General features: G+C 67.9%; 17 protein-coding genes. 7 read left to right on the plus strand and 10 right to left on the minus strand.

The annotated features are described in order from the left end of the window. The first annotated feature begins 11 nt into the window (after nucleotides 1–11). A complete protein-coding gene (locus Q8Q88_RS09735) occupies nucleotides 12–608 on the plus strand; it encodes a response regulator (RefSeq protein ID WP_305674996.1) in 597 nt (198 codons plus the stop codon). Beyond that, complete coding sequence (locus Q8Q88_RS09740) at nucleotides 605–1054, plus strand: hypothetical protein (protein ID WP_305674997.1); 450 nt, start codon at nucleotides 605–607, stop codon at nucleotides 1052–1054. The genes Q8Q88_RS09735 and Q8Q88_RS09740 overlap by 4 nt, the downstream gene beginning before the upstream one ends. A gap of 172 nt (nucleotides 1055–1226) precedes the next feature. On the opposite strand, the gene Q8Q88_RS09745 is transcribed toward Q8Q88_RS09740, so the two are convergent. From Q8Q88_RS09745 to Q8Q88_RS09755, 3 genes are all read right to left on the minus strand, one after another. Next, a complete protein-coding gene (locus tag Q8Q88_RS09745) occupies nucleotides 1227–1712 on the minus strand; it encodes a hypothetical protein (RefSeq protein ID WP_305674998.1) in 486 nt (161 codons plus the stop codon). Then, nucleotides 1709–2311, minus strand: coding sequence for a response regulator (locus Q8Q88_RS09750; protein WP_305674999.1), 603 nt, complete (start codon nucleotides 2309–2311; stop codon nucleotides 1709–1711). Before Q8Q88_RS09750 ends, Q8Q88_RS09745 begins: the two co-directional genes overlap by 4 nt. 87 nt (nucleotides 2312–2398) lie before the next feature. Beyond that, entirely contained in the window at nucleotides 2399–3877 is a 1479-nt protein-coding gene (locus Q8Q88_RS09755; RefSeq protein ID WP_305675000.1) for a CehA/McbA family metallohydrolase, read from the minus strand. A 162-nt stretch (nucleotides 3878–4039) separates the two neighbouring features. Between Q8Q88_RS09755 and Q8Q88_RS09760 the strand changes: the two genes are divergently transcribed. After that, complete coding sequence (locus Q8Q88_RS09760) at nucleotides 4040–4516, plus strand: SRPBCC family protein (protein ID WP_305675001.1); 477 nt, start codon at nucleotides 4040–4042, stop codon at nucleotides 4514–4516. 106 nt (nucleotides 4517–4622) lie between these two features. On the opposite strand, the gene Q8Q88_RS09765 is transcribed toward Q8Q88_RS09760, so the two are convergent. Together Q8Q88_RS09765 and Q8Q88_RS09770 are read right to left on the minus strand one after the other, a co-directional pair. After that, nucleotides 4623–5765 carry a hypothetical protein gene (locus tag Q8Q88_RS09765; protein WP_305675002.1) on the minus strand — a complete coding sequence of 381 codons (1143 nt, stop codon included), beginning with the start codon at nucleotides 5763–5765 and terminating at the stop codon, nucleotides 4623–4625. 9 nt (nucleotides 5766–5774) lie between these two features. Then, nucleotides 5775–6179 carry a Zn-ribbon domain-containing OB-fold protein gene (locus Q8Q88_RS09770; protein ID WP_254835808.1) on the minus strand — a complete coding sequence of 135 codons (405 nt, stop codon included), beginning with the start codon at nucleotides 6177–6179 and terminating at the stop codon, nucleotides 5775–5777. A gap of 119 nt (nucleotides 6180–6298) precedes the next feature. On the opposite strand from Q8Q88_RS09770, the gene Q8Q88_RS09775 reads away from it, so the two are divergent. Further along, nucleotides 6299–6736, plus strand: coding sequence for a DUF1810 domain-containing protein (locus Q8Q88_RS09775; protein WP_305675003.1), 438 nt, complete (start codon nucleotides 6299–6301; stop codon nucleotides 6734–6736). Here Q8Q88_RS09775 and Q8Q88_RS09780 read toward each other — a convergent pair. Then, complete coding sequence (locus Q8Q88_RS09780; RefSeq protein WP_305675004.1) at nucleotides 6725–7411, minus strand: helix-turn-helix transcriptional regulator; 687 nt, start codon at nucleotides 7409–7411, stop codon at nucleotides 6725–6727. The two genes, Q8Q88_RS09775 and Q8Q88_RS09780, sit on opposite strands and share 12 nt — an antisense overlap. A gap of 101 nt (nucleotides 7412–7512) precedes the next feature. Between Q8Q88_RS09780 and Q8Q88_RS09785 the strand changes: the two genes are divergently transcribed. Further along, nucleotides 7513–7821: an NIPSNAP family protein gene (locus Q8Q88_RS09785; RefSeq protein WP_305675005.1), complete on the plus strand. Its 309-nt coding sequence runs from the start codon at nucleotides 7513–7515 to the stop codon at nucleotides 7819–7821. Here the strand turns inward: Q8Q88_RS09785 and Q8Q88_RS09790 are convergent. Next, nucleotides 7775–8284, minus strand: coding sequence for a MarR family winged helix-turn-helix transcriptional regulator (locus Q8Q88_RS09790; RefSeq protein ID WP_305675006.1), 510 nt, complete (start codon nucleotides 8282–8284; stop codon nucleotides 7775–7777). The two genes, Q8Q88_RS09785 and Q8Q88_RS09790, sit on opposite strands and share 47 nt — an antisense overlap. 87 nt (nucleotides 8285–8371) lie before the next feature. On the opposite strand from Q8Q88_RS09790, the gene Q8Q88_RS09795 reads away from it, so the two are divergent. Further along, nucleotides 8372–9532 carry a serine hydrolase gene (locus tag Q8Q88_RS09795; protein ID WP_305675007.1) on the plus strand — a complete coding sequence of 387 codons (1161 nt, stop codon included), beginning with the start codon at nucleotides 8372–8374 and terminating at the stop codon, nucleotides 9530–9532. On the opposite strand, the gene Q8Q88_RS09800 is transcribed toward Q8Q88_RS09795, so the two are convergent. The 3 genes from Q8Q88_RS09800 to Q8Q88_RS09810 are packed head-to-tail and all read right to left on the minus strand — an operon-like array spanning nucleotide 9529 to nucleotide 12216. Continuing rightward, nucleotides 9529–9909, minus strand: coding sequence for a hypothetical protein (locus Q8Q88_RS09800; RefSeq protein WP_305675008.1), 381 nt, complete (start codon nucleotides 9907–9909; stop codon nucleotides 9529–9531). The two genes, Q8Q88_RS09795 and Q8Q88_RS09800, sit on opposite strands and share 4 nt — an antisense overlap. Beyond that, complete coding sequence (locus Q8Q88_RS09805) at nucleotides 9906–10934, minus strand: phosphotransferase family protein (RefSeq protein WP_305675009.1); 1029 nt, start codon at nucleotides 10932–10934, stop codon at nucleotides 9906–9908. The genes Q8Q88_RS09800 and Q8Q88_RS09805 overlap by 4 nt, the downstream gene beginning before the upstream one ends. Nucleotides 10935–10938: 4 nt before the next feature. Next, on the minus strand, nucleotides 10939–12216 hold the full coding sequence (locus tag Q8Q88_RS09810; RefSeq protein WP_305675010.1) for a cytochrome P450: 1278 nt from the start codon (nucleotides 12214–12216) through the stop codon (nucleotides 10939–10941). A gap of 158 nt (nucleotides 12217–12374) precedes the next feature. On the opposite strand from Q8Q88_RS09810, the gene Q8Q88_RS09815 reads away from it, so the two are divergent. After that, on the plus strand, nucleotides 12375–13460 hold the full coding sequence (locus Q8Q88_RS09815; protein WP_305675011.1) for a hypothetical protein: 1086 nt from the start codon (nucleotides 12375–12377) through the stop codon (nucleotides 13458–13460). The last annotated feature ends 4 nt before the right edge of the window (nucleotides 13461–13464 follow it).

The following is a 13464-nucleotide window of genomic DNA, read 5'->3' on the forward strand; positions in this document are numbered from 1 at the left end:
GCCAATCCCCCATGGCCCTAGACTCGCAGATCCGCATCAACCTGGACCGTTCGGTGGTCCTGCTGGTCGACGACAATCCCCAGGCCCTCGAGGCCCTGACGGCGATGTTCCGCGGTTTCGGGGTGCGCAAGCAGTTCAAGTGCGGTTCGGGCGCCGAGGCCATGCACGTGGTCAAGACCCAGGAACTGGACCTGATCGTCATCGACTCGACCATGCCCGACATGGACGGCTACGACTTCGTCCAGTGGCTGCGGCGCGAAGCGCCGGACGCGGCCAAGTTCACCCCGGTCATCATGCTGACCGGCCACGCCGCCAGGACCGTGGTCGAGAAGAGTCGCGATTCCGGGGCGAACTTCGTGGTCTCCAAGCCGTTCACCCCCGAAGTGCTGCTGCAGCGGGTCTTCTGGGTGGCCAAGGACGAACGCCAGATGGTGGTGGCCGAGGGCTATGTCGGCCCCGACCGCCGCTTCAAGAACCTCGGGCCTCCGCTCGGCGTCAAGGGCCGCCGCAAGGACGACCTGTCGACCCATGTCGGCGCCGCCAAGGACCCGAACCTCGATCAGTCGGATATCGACATGTTGATGAGACCCGCGAAGGTGCAGCTGTGAGCGACCCAGAGTTCGTCAAGGTCAAGTATCGCCTCACCGAGCAGGTCGCCCGCCCGGGCGGCATGACTGCGGGCCTGGCCAGCGAGCGCGCCCAGCGCGAACTCGCCGCCCACGCCGGCGACGCCATGAAGTCGTTGAGCGGCATGATCGGCCGCCTGGAAGTCATGTGCAAAGAGCGCACGGCCTCCCTCGACAGCGTCTATGAGGAGGGTTCGACCATCCTCGACATCGCCGGCCTGTTCAACAAGCGCGTGCTCTGTGACGCCTGCTACAGCCTGTGCGAACTGGTGGATCGTCAGCGCACGCACAAACGCGCCGACTGGACGAGCATCGGGGTCCATGTCAGCGCCCTGCGCCTGCTCTGGACCAAAGACGCCGAGGATCCGGCGTCGCTGAAGTCGGTGGTCGACGGCCTGTGGACCATCACCGACAGGCTGAATCCGTAGGGCCAGGCAGCGCGCTGCCCTCTCAGGTTCGTCATGGCCGGCCGCAAGTGCCGGCCACCCATAGACGCCGCCTCGCCGAGCGTGCGCCTGAACTTCCCGTGCGCATGGATCCCCGACACGCGCACCGCGCGGCCGCGGGTGACGAGCTTCGGATTGAAGAGGCGGTGTACCCCTACTCCGCCGCGGTCTCGGGCCGGGCGTAGCGCTGGCTGACCTTGCGCAGGCCGGCGAGGATCGCCTGGGTCCCGGCGGCGTCGGCCGCGCCCTCTGTGTGCAGCAGCAGGCGAAAGGCGCGTAGGTGGACGGCCACCGCGTTGGCGTCCCAGCGTTGCTGGCCCTTCAGATAGTCCAGCAGGTCCGAGAGGCTGATCAGGGCGGTGTCCACCGAGGCCAGGCCACAGACGCTGGGAATGCCGATCGGGGTGGCCACGATGGCGTAGAGCTCGTCCAGCAGGGCCGGGTCGTACGCCGCCCCGACGCGGGCGGCGCAGCCCTCCGCGGAGTCCAGCACAGACTGCAGTTCGGTCAGGCACTCGCCCTTGAGGCTCTCCAGGCCGGCGCCGGCCCGTTGAACCGCCTCGGCGACCGGCAGGCCGCCCGGCGTGCGCAGCAGCTTGGCCAGCCGCACGGGGGGGATGTGGATTCGGACAGCGCTCACAGTTCCACCCGTCGCGTCTTCATGAGGCCGTCGATGACGTCCTGATCCATGTTGGGGGTCTCCGCCTCACCGACCACGGCCGGCAGGTCGTCGCGGCGGCGGCCGACCGTTCCGGGCGGCACGCCCTCGTTCTTGAAGCGCCGGTCGGGGCCCATATAGGTGTCGCACTCGACGAAACGCCGGCCCTCCTTGGAGATCCAGAGGATCCGCTCCAGGACCGTGATCGGGGTCAGGGGCTTGGCCATGATGAAGTGGGCGCCGCAGTCGCGCGCCTTGGACACCGCGTCGCGCGGCGTGTGGCCGGCGGTCAGCAGGACCGGGGCGAAGCAGTTGGGTTCGATGCGGCTCTGGCGCAGCCATTTGATGAAATCATAGCCCTCGCCACTGGCTCCCAGGGCGTCGGCGATCACCAGGTCGAGTTCGACCTTCTGGACCGTGGCCTGCGCCTCTTCGACGTTCTCACAGCGGTGCAGCGTCTTGACACCGAACCCCGTGAGGATCTGGACCAGGATGCTCATGCCCATGGTTGAGTCCTCGAGCAGCAGCACCGAGGCGCGCTCGAGATTGAAGCGGGCGCGGGATTCTGGATTCAGCCCCATGGTGTTCCCGACGAACTAGGTTGGGACTGGCATAACCCCGATAGGGTTAAGAAGAGTTTCAGACCCTCTGGGCGCGTCGAACCGCCGCTAGGGAACGGGGTTGAGGTAGATCGGATTGCCCAGCAGGAGCAGGCGTCCATCTGCGCCGCGGACGTCCACGCGAAGCCAGGAGGCGCGGCCGTCCGCCGTGAATTCGAAGGTTTTCGTAGTGTCGGGCTCGGCCAGTTTCAGGTCGCTCGAGCCCGCGCCGGTGTCCCCCGCCAGCGACATCGATCCCCCCGCCACGCCCACCACATGGACCTCCACCCGCACCCTGGCGCCGGCCGGGGCGGCCAGTGCGTCGCCCATTTGGGCTTCAGATCCCCCAGAGGCTGCGTGGACCTCCAGCAGCCGGCCGCGGGTCCCGGCGAGGTCGAGGAAGACGTGACCCCGGGCGATGGCCGCCAGGATGGCGGCCTGGCTCAGCTCCGGCGCCCGGACCACGGTGGTCGGCACGCCGATGGCCGGCGCCTTGTCCGGCGGCAGGGTGGCGTCGTGGTTGTCCGAGCCGCCGACCGCGGTGATTCGATGACCGGCGTTCAGCCGCGCCTCCCAGAAGGCGACGCCTGAGAGCGGGCCCTCGGCGAGGCCTCCGTTCACCACCTCGATCGCCGCGATGCGCGAGAAATCGGTGTCCTTGACGGTCCAGCCGCAGCCCATGCAGGCCTCGCCCGACGGCAGGCCGGGATGGTTGATCGACAGGATTCCGCCGGCCGTCTTCGCCTGGTCGAGGATCGTGGCCAGCGACGGCGCACGGGCGCCGCCCAACTGGAAATCGACGAAGGCCGTCGGGCCAAACAGGTTGGCGTGGCCGTGGAAGGTCGTCACCTCCCGGCCCGGGATCAGCAGCAGATCGTCGAAATAGGGCGCCAGCTCGCGCATGGCCTCGAAGTGCGAGGTGGCGTTGTGGTCGGTGATGGCGATGAAGTCGAGGCCGCGGGCGACGGCGGCCTCGGCGGTCTTGAACACCGGACACGGGACCTTGGCGCCTCTGCGCGACAGGCACGAACCGTCCGAGTGGCCGGTATGCATGTGCAGGTCGCCGCGCCACCAGCGCTCGCCGCGCGCCAGGGGCGCAGCTGAGAATCCAGCGAAGGCCTGCCCCTTCCGGTCGAACCAGATCTTGGCCACATAGTCGGCCCGCGCAGCCTTGCGGATGTTCGGCGCACCCAGCACCAGCCGCCAGGTCCCGGCCTTCAGCGGTCCCGGCAGGTAGGACGGCGTGGCGTCGCTCTCGGCCAGGGTGAAGCTGGACTTGTTGCCCCCGCTCCAGCCACGGAACCGCTCGGGATCGCGCAGGCCCAGGTCGATGACCGAGCGCTCGGCCTTGCCCGTATAGGCGAACTCGACGGTGATCCGCTCGACCCCGGCCGGGACCTTGAACGGAACCTCCGTATAGGTCTCGTGCGCCGCGCCGGTCAGGGTCCCGGTCAGGGTGAGATCCGGCGCGCGCGGCGTCTGAGCCCGCGCGGCCACGACGTGCAGTAGCAGCCCGATCGCGCAGACCAGGGCCGCGCCCGTTCTCAAGCCTGTGTTCCGCCCCATCCCGGGCCATATAGCACGGCGCGCTCGCATGGGCGCTCGCGGGTCGCGATTGATACTTTAGTGACCGCTTGACGGTTGGGCTGCGAAGGGATACTGAAGCCTACGCTTCACTGTCTTCCGCGCAATCCCCCAAGGAGCCGAGCCATGCCTCTCGACACCGAGTCTCCTGAACCCGCCCACGCCAGCTTCACCATCGAACGCGTCTATCCGCAGGCGCCGGCGCGGGTGTTCAACGCCCACGCCGATATCGGCCTCAAGCGCCGCTGGTTCGCCGAGGGCGACGGCTTCGAACTGCACCACTACGCGCTCGACTTCCGCGTCGACGGTCGCGAGACCGCTCGGTTCAGCTTCCAGGGCGGGCCGGAGATCGTCATGGAGATGGTCCACCAGGTGATCGTCCCGGACCGCCGGATCGTCATCGCCTACCGCATGGCCGTGGGCGAGACGCCGATATCGGCCTCGCTCTCCACCATCGAGTTCGTCCCGCAGGGCGCCGGCACCCGCCTGATCTATACCGAGCAGGGGATCTATTTCGGCGGTGAAGGCGAGATCGCGGGCCGCGAAGAAGGCAGCCGCGGCCTGCTGGAGAACCTGGCCGAGGTGCTTGCCGAGCAGGGCTAACACCCATGAATTCGCCCTCCCCGGCGGAGCCGGAGAGGGCGAAAATGCTGCACCTCATGCTGCACCTCATGCTGCGCAGCATGAGGTGCGGTATGAGGCTGAAAACCTAGACTTTTTCGTTGCCGAAGATGATCGTCCCGGAAGCGGCGAACATCCCTCCGACCCCGTGGGAGACGCTGATCTTGGCGTCCTTCACCTGGGCCGGCGCGACACCGCGCAATTGGCGCACCGACTCCTGCAAGGCGTACATGCCGTACATGCCCGAGTGCATGTAGGAGAGCCCGCCGCCGTTGGTGTTAAGCGGCAGCTTGCCACCGATCGCGGTGTTGCGGCCATTGATGAAATCCTTGGCCTCGCCGGGCTTGCAGAAGCCCAGGTCTTCCAGGCCGTAGAGCGGCAGGTGGGCGAAGGCGTCGTAGATCATCAGGTGGTCGACATCGGAATGCTTGATGCCCGCCTCGTCGAAGGCCTTCTTGCCCGAAACCCTGAAGGCCTTGGAGGTGGTGAAGTCCTCCATCTGGCTGACCAGCGGGGTCTCGACGCTCTCGCCCGTGCCTAGGACGTAGACCGGCTTGGTCGGGAAGTCCTTGGCCCGGTCGGCGCTGGTGAGGATCAAGGCCCCGCCGCCGTCGGTGACCAGGCAGCACATCAGCATGCGGAACGGCCAGGCGATCATCGGCGAATTGAGCACGTCGTCGACGCTGATCGGGTCCTTGAAGCTGGAGCGCGGATTGAGCGCGGCCCACTCCCGCTGGACCACGGCGACCATGGCCAAGTCCTGCTCGGTCACCCCATAGGTCTTCATGTAGCGAAGGACGGGAATCGTGAACATGGTGGGCGGGCTGGTGACGCCATAGGGCATCTCGAACTGGCCCATCAGGCTGGACGGCGAGCGGCCGAAGCCCCCGGCGCCGACCCGCGAACGGCCCGATTCCCCGTGGGTGATCAGGACGGTCTTGCACAGGCCCTCATTGATCGCCGCGGCCGCATGGCGGACGTGCAGCATGAAGGAACAGCCGCCGACGCTGGTGCCGTCAGCATAGGTCGGCGTAATGCCCAAATAGTGCGCGAGCTCCACCGGCGAGATGCCGGCGCAGGCCACGCCGTCGATGTCGGATGGGTTCAGCCCCGCGTCCTTCATCGCGTTCAGCGCGGCGTCAGCGTGCAGGCCGATCACGGACACGTCCGGAATCTTGCCCATCTTGGTGGTTTCGGCGGCCCCGACGACCGCGACGGAATTCTGCTTCATGGTCTCGCCTCAGCCCTTGGCCGGTTGGAACAGGGGCAGCGAGATGGTGTCGCTGATCTTCTCGAAGACGACCTCGAGCGGCATGTCGAGGACCAGGGCCTCGGGGGTCTGCGGACAGCCCACGATATTGGTCATCATCCGCGGGCCTTCCTCCAGCTGCACCACGGCGATGGAGTGCGGCTCGGTTCCCATGTCGGGGCGCGGGCGGGCGTTGATCACGTAGGAATAGAGGGTCGCGCGGCCCGAGGCCTTGAAGACCTCCACGTCTCGCGAGCCGGTCTTCGGGCAGAATGGACGCGGCGGGAAATAGGCCTCGCCGGTCTGCTTGTTGCGCTGCAGGAGCAGTTCGCCCCGGGCGGTTCCGTCCCAGAAATGCTGGGTCTCGGGCGTGGGTTCAGGCGCCATCCTAGGCATGTGGAAATCGTCCCCAATCAAAATCGTTGAATCGTGGCCCACCGGAATAGGAGGGCGGCGCAGCAAAGCCGACCGGGGCCGACTTGTCGAGGCGCGGAGGCGGCTCTTAGGATGGGCGCGTGAGCAATCTCGATGACCCCTTCGACCTCGCGCGATTCATCGACGCCCAGCACGACGCCTTCGAGGACGCGTACAACGAGCTCAAGGCGGGTCGTAAGACCTCCCACTGGATGTGGTTCATCTTTCCCCAGGTGGCGGGCCTGGGCCAGAGCCCCATGGCCGTTCGCTACGCCATCCGGTCGCGGGCGGAGGCGGTCGCCTACCAACGACACCCGGTGCTTGGGGAGCGGTTGATACAGCTGACGAACCTGGCGATTCAGGCGCCCGTGGCGTCGGCTCAGGAGCTGTTCGGAAGCCCCGACCATCTCAAGTTCCATTCAAGCATGACGCTGTTCGACGCCGTCGCACCGCACGAGCCGACCTTCTCCAGGGCGATCGATCGCTGGTTCAAGGGGCCCGACACCCGGACGCTCGAGATCCTCCGATCATGGACGTGAGGGAAAAGCGGCCCTGAAAGCCGCGAGGCCCGGCGCGGAGAACGCCACCACCCGGCTGCCCTCGATCCGCCGCGCCCAGCGCCTGGCATAGACCTGATCCAGCAGGGCCTGACCGAGCGCGCCGCCCAGATGGCTGCGGCGCACGCTCCAGTCGAGGCAGGCCTTGCAGAGCGGCCTGCGCCCACGGGCCAGCCCCGCCGTCTCGACGCCGAACGCCCGCATGAAGCCCGCGCCCTCGGCCGTCAGGCTGAGCGAACCCTCGCGATCTTCCACCAAGGCGCGGTCGGTCAGGCTGTCCAGCATGGCCACCCCCAGTTCACCGGCCAGATGGTCGTAGCAGACCCGCGCCTGCCGCAAGGCGGGCTCTCTTGGGCCAGGACGCGCGCGCTGGTGGCCGCCCCGATCGGCAAGCCCCATCAGCTTTTCCAGCAGATCGGCGACCTCCGAGCCCGCCAGCGCGAAGTAGGCGTGTCGGCCCTGGCGTCGCCCGGTGAGCAGGCCGCCATCGGTGAGTTTCGCCAAATGGCTGGAAGCGGTCTGCGGCGTCACCCCCGCCTCGCGGGCCAGTTCGCCGGCGGTGAGCGCCTGGCCGCCCATCAGCGCCGCCAGCATGTTGGCCCGGGCCGGGTCCCCCAGCAGGGCGGCGATGCGCGCGATGTCCGGCCCCAGTCTCATCTCGGCAGACTAGCACAGGCCTGCCGCTGACGATTCGATGCGGATCGAAGCATGCAGGGCGCCCGAACCGCTAGAACGGCGGCGATCCATCGGAGCACGCCATGACCGTCACCTGCGCCATCCGCTATGTCATCGACCCGTTCCAGAAGGACGCCTTCGAGGCCTATGCCCGAAACTGGCTGACCATCATCCCGGCCTGCGGCGGCGACCTGCTGGGCTACTGGCTACCGCACGAGGGAACCAACAACATCGCCCATGCCATGATCTCGTTCGAGACCCTGGCCGCCTATGAGGCCTATCGCGCCCGGCTGAAGACCGACCCCGCCGGAGCCGCCAACTTCGCCATGGCTCAGGAGAAGCGCTTCATCCTGTCGGAGCAGCGGACCTTCCTGACGCCGGTGACGGCATGATCGCGATGATGCGGTCGAACAAGGATTTCCGGGCCAGGGCGTCGTCGAGCCGGTCGAGTGCGGCGACCGCGTCGCCGGCCTCGGCGTTGAGCTCCAGGGCCGCCTCCTCGAAGGCCCGCCACAGGGGCGTCAAGCGCTCGACCAGCCGGGCGCCGTCCTCGGTGAGCGTCAGCCGTCGCCGGCGCGCGTCGGCCGGATCGGTTTCCGAAGCCACGATGCCGGCCTTTTCGAGGGATTGCCGAGTCTGGCTGACCGAGACGTGGGTGATCCGCAGCGCCGAGGCCAGTTCCCCAACGCTCGCAGGCCCCTGGCGTGCGAGCTGGTTGAGTACGCCGAACCAGCGCTGCTCGAAGTCGATCCCCAGCGCGGCGTAGACCCGGGTGGCGTCCCCGTCGATCCACTCTGACACGCGCCGCAGCCGCGCCCCGATCGCCGCGCCGCCCGCACCTCGCGTGTAGTCCATCGGATCTTCCTTGCGCGCGCCTCGCCTTGACATATATGTAGGCGCCTACCTATTTGAACGCAAGTCGATCTCACAAGAGCAGAACGCATGTCAGACTCTCAATTTCCGACGGCGTTGCGGATGGGCCGGCGTGGCGTCCTGGCCGCCGGACTCGCCGCCTTCGCGTCGCCCGCTTTCGGCAAGGACGACCTCGACGCCTTCTTCGCAGACGAGATGGCCGGGGCCGGCATACCTGGCTTGGCCGTGGGCCTGGCGAGGAAAGGAACCGTGCGCCTGGCGCGCGGCTACGGCTTCGCCGATCTAGCCGACCGCCGTCCGGTGACTGGCGACACGATGTTTCACATCGCCTCGATCACCAAGACGGTGACCGCGGCCGCCGTGATGCGGCTCGCCGACCAGGGTCGCCTGGCGCTGGACGCGCCCGTGGCGCCTCACCTCGACTTCCCGCTGGTCAATCCGCATCATCGCGATGCGCCGGTCACCTTCCGCCACCTTCTGACGCACGTCTCAAGCATTTCGGACGCCAAGTATTACGGGGTCGATTTCCGTGTGAGCGGCGTCGACGCCAACCTCGCCCTGGGCGATCTCCTCAAGGACTATCTCGCGCCAGGCGGACGAATCTATTCCAGCGAGGGGTGTTTCTCCAAGGCGGCGCCGGGCGCGGCCTGGGACTACAGCAACGTCGGCTATGGCCTGCTCGGCTATCTCGCCGGCCGTATCGGTGGACAGGACATGCGCGAGCAGACCCGTGAGGCGATCTTCGCACCGCTCGGCATGCGCCATACAAGCTGGACCATCGCGGGAACCCCCGAGGCCCTGCGCGCCACGCCGTACGACCTCGTCGACGGCGCGCTTGGGCCCGTCGCGCCGGTGGGTTTTCCCGATTGGCCGGTCGGCATGATCCGCTGTTCGATCTCCGACCTGATGCGGTTCGTGGCCGCCTCGGCCAACGGCGGCGTGGCGCGAGGAACCCGGATCGTCAGCGAGCAGGGCATGGCGCAAATGCTCGACATGAAGACCCCACCGGGCTTGCCCGACTGGCTGACCGGACAGGGCCTGGGTTGGATGGAATCGAAGCTCGGCGACGGTGTGAAGGCCAACCACTGGGGCGGCGATCCAGGCGTGTTCACCGCCGCCTATCTCGATCCCGCCAGCCGCAGCGGCGTCGCGATCCTGACCAATATGACGGCGAGCGCCGAGAGCAAGGCCGCGGTGAAGCGCATCGCCGCCCGACTATTGACTGCCTAGACCGGCGAGCCGGCCACCAGCCGGCGTCCGGTGGAGGCCACGAGCTCCGCCCAGATGGCGGCTTCCTTGGCGGGATTCTTGCCTTCGACCGCGATGTGCAGGGCGATCAGCGCGGCGCGCAGGCGGTCGTTCTCGGTCGAGAGGGCCGACAGACGCAGGTCCCCGTCTGATCCGGCCTCACCCAGCAGGGCGCGGATAGCGCGGTTCTCCTGGACGAGGTTGTGCGCCGCCCCGTCCCACGCCTGGGCGGCGAAGCCCAGCAGGGCCGCGGAGAGGCCCAAGGCGCCCGCCCGCTCGGCCGGGGGCACATCGGGCGCGGCGTTGCGGACCAGCAGTGCGGCGGTCTCGGCCAGGACGGCGGGAACATCGGGTTTCATAGCCGGCCCATCACTTTCAGCGCCGCGCGATCCTGGGCGTTCTGCAGGGCCCAGGGCGGGTAGGCCATGATCGGCTCGCGGTTGCCCCCGTCGATCCAGGCCCGCGCCGAGGAGACCCAGATCGCCTGGCCTTTCACGCAGTTGAACAGCTCCCACCAATGCAGCGCCGCCGGGTCGGCGGTCATGCCGCTGGCGGCTTCCCAGATGGCTATGGCGCGGTCGCGCGGAACCAGGCCGCCGGCCAGGCCGCGGCCGAACGACCAGACGGGATTGAGGCTCCAGCCCAGGTCCTCCAGCGGGTCGCCGAGATGGGCCATCTCCCAGTCGAGGATCCCGTGAATGACCCCCTGCTCGTCATAGAGGAAGTTGCCGGTGCGGTAGTCGCCGTGCACCACACCCACCTTCCGGGCCGGCGGCGGCGGATTGGCGCGCAGCCAGCGGATCGCCGCGCGGATGATCGGCAGGGGCTCGGCCTCGTCCTCGTCCAGCACGCCTTCCCAGTAGGAGAGCTCGCGGTCCCAGCAGGCGTCGGCCGCCACCGGCGCCATCACCTGGTCTAGGCCCACGGCGGTGGGATCGGCCTTGGCGATCTCGCCCAGGATCGTCCACTTGCGCTGGGCCAGGGCCTCCAGGGTCGCCACATAGGGTTCGGCCCACAGCAGGCCGGGCGAGGCCTGGAAGCCGGCGATCTCCTCGGCGATGAAGAAGGGGTGGTCGAGGGCCGCGTCGGCCTCCTCCAGCCACAGCATCTCGGGCACCGGCACGGCCGAGCCGAAGAAGGCGCGATAGGCCTCGAACTCGATCCGCCGCTCGGTGTCGATCAGCGAGGCGGGCGGATCGCGGCGCAGGATCAGCTTGCGTTCGCGTGGCCTGCCCTCCCCATCGCGCCAGCTCAGGCGGAAGCGATAGGTCTCGCGCGAGGCCCCGCCAGAGATGCGCGTCAGGCTGTCGACCGCGATCTCCGTGGCGTCCGGCATACGGCCCGCGATATAGGCCGCCAGCCGCGGCTCCAGCGGCGAGGCCATGGGTTCAGGCCATCTCGAAGGCGATGGGCAGGGTCTTTGGGCCGTTGACGAACACCGCCAGCGACTGCTTGGGCTCGCCAGCGAGTTCCAGGCTCTTCAAGCGCGGCAGCATCTCCTCCCAGAGGATGCGCATCTCCATCTTGGCCAGGTGCTGGCCCAGGCACAGGTGCGCGCCATAGCCGAAAGCAAGGTGCTTGTTGGGTTTTCGGTCGACGCGGAAGGCGTTGGGGTCGTCGAACACCGCCTCGTCGCGGTTGCCCGAGGCGTAGCAGAGCATCAGCCAGTCGTTCTTCGACAGCGAACGGCCGGCCAGTTCGGTGTCCTCGGTGGCCGTGCGCATGAAGGTCTTCACCGGGGTGATCCAACGGATGCTCTCATCCACCAGGCCCGGAATCAGCGACGGGTCGGCCTTGAGCTTGGCGAACTCGCCGGGGTTTTCGGCCAGGCCCCAGATGGCGCCGGCGGTGGAGGACGAGGTGGTGTCGTGGCCGGCGGTGGCGACGATGATGTAGTAGCTCATCGCCTCGAAATGGCTGATCGGCTCGCCGTCGATCTTAGAGTTGGCGATCAGGCTGCCCAGGTCGTCGCCCGGATTGGCCCGCTTGCCCTCCGAGAACCGGGTGAAATAGGCGATGAAGTCGCTGAGGACGCCGGTCTCGATCTGGGCGATGGGGCTCTCATCCTTCGGCTTGCGCCCCAGCTCCGGATCGGCGGCGCCGAACAGCTCCTGGGTCAGCATCAGCATCCGGCCCTCGTCCTCCTCCGGCACGCCCATGATCTCCATGATCACGTGCAGGGGATAGTGCAGGGCCACCTCGCTGACGAAGTCGCACCTACCGCCCTTGGCGGCCATCTTGTCGACGGCGGCGCGGGCGATCTTGCGGATGCGATCCTCCATGCTGCGCAGGTTCTGCGGCAGGAACCAGGCCTGGGTCAGGACCCGGTACTTCATGTGGTCGGGGGCATCCATGTGGATCAGGGTACGCAGCAGGTGCGGGCTGCCGCCGGTCATCTCGCGGACCTTGGCGTCCACCGCCTGGCCGACCAGGGTCGGGGACCTCACGCCGTTGGCGAAGAGGGCGTTCTGGCGGCTGATCTCCAGGATGTCGGCATGCTTGGTGGCGACCCAGAACGGATCGACCCCTTCGATCTCGGCCCGGCCTAGCGGATTGTTGGCGCGCAGCCAGGCATAGGTGTCGTGGATGCGGCCGTCGGCATAGGCGGTGGGATCGACCAGAACGGCGGCGTGATCGTCCGGTACACGAAGGGTCTTGCTGCTCATCGGCGTCGTTCTCCCTTGGTGCGAAGATTCTGCGCGAACTTACGTGGCGTCAGAGAAGCGCATCCTCGCCTGTCTTGTTATCGTCGTTCACTCGCTGCCGAGCGGCCCAGGCCGTCGCCAATACAAAGACCACAGATCGCAGCTCCGGAGGACGCCCCATGCTGACCAAGGCCGACGATTTTCCGATCCATCAGACGCCCGAGCCGATCGCCTTCTCCGGCACCGACCGCAATTTCTACGACCGCTATTTCTTCAACGGCTACGACCCGGACGGAACGGAGTTCTTCGCCGCGGCCTTCGGAGTCTATCCGCACCTCAACATCGCCGACGCCCACTTCGCCGTGGTCCGCGACGGGGTGGAATACTGCCTGCACGCCAGCCGCGTGCTGCACATGGAGCGCATGGACCTCACCTGCGGCCCGATCCGCATCGAGGTGCTGGAGCCGCTGCAGAAGCTGAAAGTGACCGTGGAGCCGTCCAACGGCTTCGCCGCCGAGATCGTCTTCGAGGGCCGCACCTTCCCGATCGAGGAGCCGCGCTTCATCCGCCGCAATGGGCCGCGCGCCTTCATGGACTATACCCGCTTGACCCAGAACGTGCGGGCCACCGGCTGGATCGAGATCGACGGGGTGCGCAAGGACCTCGCCGCCGGCACGGTGGGCACCCGCGACCGCTCCTGGGGCGTGCGGCCGGTCGGCGCTCCCGACCCACAGCCGCCCGTGCCCCAGACCATTGGCGGCTTCTTCTGGCAGTGGACGCCGCTAAACTTCGCCGACCGCAGCGTCTTCTTCCACATCAACGCCGATCCGGACGGCAAGGCCTGGAACACCCGGGCGGTGATCGCCCCCGACGGCGCCGGGCCCGACGGCTTCCACGAGACCGAGCACGCGTTGATGGAGGAGGTGGCCCTGATCGCCGGCACCCGCCACGCCAAGGGCGGGACGCTCAAGGTGCCCCTGGCCCAGGGCTCGGCCTGCATCCGGTTCGAACCCTTCCTGACCTTCCTGATGCGCGGGATCGGCTACGGCCATCCGGCCTGGCGGCACGGGGGCTACAAGGGGGAGCTGGTGGTGGAGCGCGAGGATATCGACCTTGCCACCGTCGACATGGCCGCGCCGGAGAACATCCACATCCAGGCGCTCAGCCGGGTCACGATGAGCCTGCCAGGTGAGGCCGCGCAGACCGGCATGGGCGTATTCGAGCAGCTCATCGCCGGACCCTACCGCCCCTATGGCCTGGGATAGCGCG

This window comes from Phenylobacterium sp., from assembly GCF_030697925.1.
Lineage (GTDB): Bacteria > Pseudomonadota > Alphaproteobacteria > Caulobacterales > Caulobacteraceae > Phenylobacterium.

Bases quoted from the DNA above. Each gene is read 5' to 3' on its own strand.
- Q8Q88_RS09735 (WP_305674996.1), top strand. From the start codon at position 12: ATGGCCCTAGACTCGCAGATCCGCATCAACCTGGACCGTTCGGTGGTC.
- Q8Q88_RS09750 (WP_305674999.1), bottom strand. From the start codon at position 2,311: ATGGGGCTGAATCCAGAATCCCGCGCCCGCTTCAATCTCGAGCGCGCC.
- Q8Q88_RS09760 (WP_305675001.1), top strand. From the start codon at position 4,040: ATGCCTCTCGACACCGAGTCTCCTGAACCCGCCCACGCCAGCTTCACC.
- Q8Q88_RS09765 (WP_305675002.1), bottom strand. From the start codon at position 5,765: ATGAAGCAGAATTCCGTCGCGGTCGTCGGGGCCGCCGAAACCACCAAG.
- Q8Q88_RS09770 (WP_254835808.1), bottom strand. From the start codon at position 6,179: ATGCCTAGGATGGCGCCTGAACCCACGCCCGAGACCCAGCATTTCTGG.
- Q8Q88_RS09780 (WP_305675004.1), bottom strand. From the start codon at position 7,411: ATGAGACTGGGGCCGGACATCGCGCGCATCGCCGCCCTGCTGGGGGAC.
- Q8Q88_RS09785 (WP_305675005.1), top strand. From the start codon at position 7,513: ATGACCGTCACCTGCGCCATCCGCTATGTCATCGACCCGTTCCAGAAG.
- Q8Q88_RS09790 (WP_305675006.1), bottom strand. From the start codon at position 8,284: ATGGACTACACGCGAGGTGCGGGCGGCGCGGCGATCGGGGCGCGGCTG.
- Q8Q88_RS09795 (WP_305675007.1), top strand. From the start codon at position 8,372: ATGTCAGACTCTCAATTTCCGACGGCGTTGCGGATGGGCCGGCGTGGC.
- Q8Q88_RS09800 (WP_305675008.1), bottom strand. From the start codon at position 9,909: ATGAAACCCGATGTTCCCGCCGTCCTGGCCGAGACCGCCGCACTGCTG.
- Q8Q88_RS09805 (WP_305675009.1), bottom strand. From the start codon at position 10,934: ATGGCCTCGCCGCTGGAGCCGCGGCTGGCGGCCTATATCGCGGGCCGT.
- Q8Q88_RS09810 (WP_305675010.1), bottom strand. From the start codon at position 12,216: ATGAGCAGCAAGACCCTTCGTGTACCGGACGATCACGCCGCCGTTCTG.
- Q8Q88_RS09815 (WP_305675011.1), top strand. From the start codon at position 12,375: ATGCTGACCAAGGCCGACGATTTTCCGATCCATCAGACGCCCGAGCCG.